Annotated in this window: 5 protein-coding genes; 2 read left to right on the top strand and 3 right to left on the bottom strand. The window is 71.4% G+C overall.

Annotated elements, in window-relative coordinates; genetic code table 11:
• Positions 1 to 140: 140 nt before the first annotated feature.
• Both VB737_RS15695 and VB737_RS15690 read right to left on the bottom strand, forming a co-directional pair.
• On the bottom strand, positions 141 to 491 hold the full coding sequence (locus VB737_RS15695) for a (2Fe-2S) ferredoxin domain-containing protein (protein ID WP_500314332.1): 351 nt from the start codon (positions 489 to 491) through the stop codon (positions 141 to 143).
• A complete protein-coding gene (locus VB737_RS15690; RefSeq protein WP_500314330.1) occupies positions 488 to 1,738 on the bottom strand; it encodes a 1-deoxy-D-xylulose-5-phosphate reductoisomerase in 1,251 nt (416 codons plus the stop codon). The genes VB737_RS15695 and VB737_RS15690 overlap by 4 nt, the downstream gene beginning before the upstream one ends.
• Before the next feature lie 96 nt (positions 1,739 to 1,834).
• Between VB737_RS15690 and VB737_RS15685 the strand changes: the two genes are divergently transcribed.
• Complete coding sequence (locus tag VB737_RS15685) at positions 1,835 to 2,767, top strand: DUF368 domain-containing protein (RefSeq protein WP_500314328.1); 933 nt, start codon at positions 1,835 to 1,837, stop codon at positions 2,765 to 2,767.
• 53 nt (positions 2,768 to 2,820) lie between these two features.
• Complete coding sequence (locus VB737_RS15680; protein ID WP_500314326.1) at positions 2,821 to 3,060, top strand: hypothetical protein; 240 nt, start codon at positions 2,821 to 2,823, stop codon at positions 3,058 to 3,060.
• A 14-nt stretch (positions 3,061 to 3,074) separates the two neighbouring features.
• Here the strand turns inward: VB737_RS15680 and VB737_RS15675 are convergent.
• Positions 3,075 to 3,416: glycosyltransferase family 9 protein (locus VB737_RS15675; RefSeq protein WP_500314324.1), on the bottom strand; the 342-nt coding region annotated here is incomplete at its 5' end.

The following is a 3,416-nucleotide window of genomic DNA, read 5'->3' as shown; positions in this document are numbered from 1 at the left end:
CGGCTCGCCCGGCCCGAAAAGCTCAGGCTCGGTCGGGTTCCCTGCGGCGCCTTGGGGCGGCCACAACGGCTTCCACGCCCCCGGCGCCGGGCCCGCCGCCTGCTGGGCCGATCGGCTGGCGGTGGCCTGGCTGGCTCGCCTCAGCCGGGGGGAAGGGGACGGCTGAACGGGGTGCGCCGCACGATCCACTCCTCGATCGGCACCCCGCCGACCACGTGCTCATGCACGATCCGCTCGATCCGTTCGGGGGTGACGCCCCCGTAGGTGATCCCCTCCGGCCAGAGGAGCAGCACCGGGCCCTCGCAGCAGACGCGCAGGCAATCGGCCTTGGTGCGCAGCACCACCCCCTGGGGGCGGCCGGGATCCTCCAGCCCCAGGTCCCGCACCAGCTGCTTGAGCCGGTTCCAGCTGGCCGCACCGACGGCCGGATCGCCGCAGAGCGCCTTGGTGGGGGTGGCGCAGAGCAGCAGGTGGTGCTCGACCCCGTTCATGCCGGCAGGGCCGGCGCCGGATGGCTGCGCAGTGCGGCGGCGGCCTCGCGGGTGGCCTGGCGGGCCCAGCCGTCCACCGCCAGCACGTCCTCGAGGCAGGGGGTGCCGTGGTGATCGGCGCGGTGACGGTCGCAGACCCGTTCGATCAGCTCTGGGATGGCCAGGAACGGGATCGCCTCCTCCAGGAACAGGGCCACCGCCTGCTCGTTGGCGGCGTTGAGCACGGCGGGCATGGTGCCGCCGGCCCGGCCGGCGGCGTAGGCCAGGGCCATGCAGGGGTATTTCTGGCGGTCGGGGGCGCGGAAGGTGAGCTGGCCGACAGCTGTGAGATCGAGGCGGCGCCAGGGGGTCTCCAGCCGCTCCGGCCAGCTGAGGCAGTAGAGCAGGGGCAGCTTCATGTCGGGCCAGCCCAGCTGGGCCAGCACCGACGAATCGGCCAGCTCCACCATCGAGTGGATGATGCTCTGGGGGTGGATGACGATCTCGATGTGGTCGTAGTCGAGGCCGAACAGGTAGTGGGCCTCGATCACCTCCAGCCCCTTGTTCATCAGGGTGGCCGAATCCACCGTGATCTTGCGCCCCATGCTCCAGTTGGGGTGGCTGGTGGCATCGGCCACGGTGGCCTTGGCCAGATCGGCGGCGGGCCAGTCGCGGAAGGCGCCGCCGGAGGCGGTGAGCTGGATCCGCCGCAGCCCCGGGGTGGGTACGCCGGTGGAGAGGCGGGCGGTGTCCGCCCAGGGGGTGCCCTGCAGGCACTGGAACAGGGCCGAGTGCTCCGAATCGGCGGGCAGCAGCCGGCTGCCGCTGCGCTGCAGTTCCGGCAGCACCACCGGGCCGGCGGCGATCAGGGTTTCCTTGTTGGCCAGCGCCAGGTCCTTGCCGGCGCGGATCGCCGCCAGGGTGGGCAGCAGGCCGGCGCAGCCGACGATGCCGGTGACCACCAGGTCGGCGCTGGCCCAGGCGGCCGCAGCACAGAGGCCGTCGGAGCCCCCCAGCAGCTCGGGGAGACGGGCGGGACGGCGGGACGGTTCGAGGTCGTCGAGCCGGGTCGCCAGCTCGCCCAGCCGGCCGGCATCGGCCAGGGCCACCACCTCCGGGGCATGGCGCAGGATCTGCTCCACCAGCAGATCCAGGTTGTTGCCGGCGGTGAGGGCCACGACCTTGAAGCGGTCGGGGAATTCCTCGACGATCTCCAGGGTCTGGGTGCCGATCGACCCGGTGGAGCCCAGAACGCTGATGGCCTTCACGGCGGGTCCCCCGTAGGGTTCGTGGCGCTTCAGTGTCCCATCTCCGCCTGCGCCATGGCCGACGATCTTCCCGATTCAGCTGCGCCCGGGACACCGGTGGAGACAGCCACGCGGCGGTTTTCGCTTCCCTACGTGGTGGCCTGTGGCCTGGCCATGGGCACGGCCGATGTGGTCCCCGGGGTTTCGGGGGGCAGCATGGCCTTCATCATGGGCATCTACGGCGAGCTGCTGGAGGCCATCGCCGGTTTCGATCTGGAGTTGCTGGCCCTGCTGCGCCGCGGCGAATGGCGGGCGGCGGCGGCCAGGATCCACCTGGGCTTCCTGGTGCCCCTGGTGGTGGGACTGGGGGTGTCGGTGCTGGTGATGGTGCGGCCGATCACCTGGCTCTATGCCGAGCATCCGGTGTTTCTGTTCGCCTTCTTCTTCGGCCTGATCCTCGGCGCCATCCTGCTGATCGCCCGCCATGCCCACTGGGGCTGGCAGGGGCTGGTGGCGATGGCCCTGGGTGTGCTTCTGGCGCTGCTGCTGGTGACCCAGGTGCCGGTGACCATGCCCCACGACCCGTTCACCCTCTTCTGGAGCGGCGCGGTGGCGATCATGGCGATGATCCTGCCGGGCATCTCCGGCTCCTTCCTGCTGCTGGTGCTGGGCCAGTACCAGTTCGTGATGGAAGGCGTGAAGGCGCTTGACCTGCCGGTGCTGGTGCCGTTCGCCGCCGGCTGTGCCATCGGACTGATCAGCTTTGTGCGGCTGCTGCGCTGGCTGCTGCACCGCTTCCACGGCCAGGTGGTGGCCCTGCTGGTGGGCTTCATGGCCGGATCCCTCTGGAAGATCTGGCCGTTCCGCACGGTGCTCGAAACCACCCGCAACGCCAGGGGCAAGCTGATCGTGCTGCGGGATGCCCTGGCGCCGCCCCCCGATGCCGGCAGCCTGGTGGTGGCGGTGGTGCTGGCTGCGGTGGGCATCGCCCTGGTCGTGGCCATCGAGCAGTTGCAGCATCGGGTCGGCATCGAGGAGATGGGGGGCTGAGGCGCCTCTCCCCCTCACCGCTGGCTTAACTGGGGCCACACCGATCCCTTCCCATGTCGTGGCTGCAGCGCTGGAACTTCATCGAGCGGGCCCGGATCGAACGCCAGTTGTGGGAGGCCTTCGAGCGCCGTGAGGACCTGGAGGCGCTGTTGGAGGACTGCCGCCGGGCGGTGGCGGCGGGCGAGCGGGAGCGGGCCTTCCAGCTGGAGGTCTGGCAGACCACCCTGCAGCGGATCCGCAAGATCGAGACGATGATGCAAGGCAGGACGGCGGCAGACAAGCGGCCTGAGTGAGGGCCCGGCGGCACTCAGTCGGGTGGTGCGCTGGGGGACGTGTTGCGGATCCCGGTGCTCCGCCAGGCCTGCTGGATCAGGGGCCAGACCGCATCGGGCGGCAGGCCATCCATGCAGGCGTGGCGCTCCAGCGGGCAGGCGGGGTTCTCGAAGCGCACCTGGAGGCAGCCGCCGCAGCGCTCCCGGCTGCGGCTGACCCAGACGTGCTCCGCCCGGGGGGCCCAGAGATCCCGGGGGCTGGCACCGATGCCGTCGGCGTCGGTGCCGAACAGGGCCACCGTGGGGCAGCCGGCGGCGGCGGCCAGGTGCAGTGGGCCGGAATCGACGGCGATGCAGAGCCGGCTGCGGGCCAGGGC

It is taken from the genome of Synechococcus sp. BA-120 BA3 (assembly GCF_034931285.1).
In the GTDB taxonomy this organism is placed as follows: domain Bacteria; phylum Cyanobacteriota; class Cyanobacteriia; order PCC-6307; family Cyanobiaceae; genus Cyanobium.
Note: the sequence above shows the minus strand (reverse complement) of the source record. Positions and strands in the feature narration are given on the sequence as shown.